Below are 383 nucleotides of genomic sequence, written 5' to 3' on the forward strand. Positions count from 1 at the left end.
CTTTCACGCGGCCACCGGCATCGATGCGACACCCGTGGCACAAGTGCAGACCACACTGCAAAAACGTATCCTGCGCGCCTTTGTGGGCCGTGGGCTGCTGGAGAACTTCGAGGCAAAAGAGATGCTGGGGTACAAACACAGCGGTTTCTCGGTGGATGCCGGGGTGTGCATTGAATCCCACGACCGTCCAGGCCTTGAGCGGCTCTTGCGCTATTGCGCCCGCCCACCCTTTGCGATGGACAGGCTGCGCAAAGAGGGAAGCAAACTGGTGTACCGCTGCGGCAAGCAGCGCAGCGAACCCACCAGCGACAAGCGCGGTGCCAAGGTTGATGAGCTGCACCTCACACCGCTGGAGCTGATCGACCGCATCGCCGCGCTGGTGC

At 62.4% G+C, this 383-nt stretch carries 1 protein-coding gene; it reads left to right on the forward strand.

Annotation, left to right across the window (positions count from 1 at the left end):
- The coding region (locus A612_RS00025; RefSeq protein WP_019372582.1) for an IS91 family transposase at window positions 1-383 on the forward strand (383 nt) is incomplete at both ends.

Source organism: Melaminivora alkalimesophila (assembly GCF_000282995.1).
GTDB classification, from domain to species: domain Bacteria; phylum Pseudomonadota; class Gammaproteobacteria; order Burkholderiales; family Burkholderiaceae_C; genus Melaminivora; species Melaminivora alkalimesophila.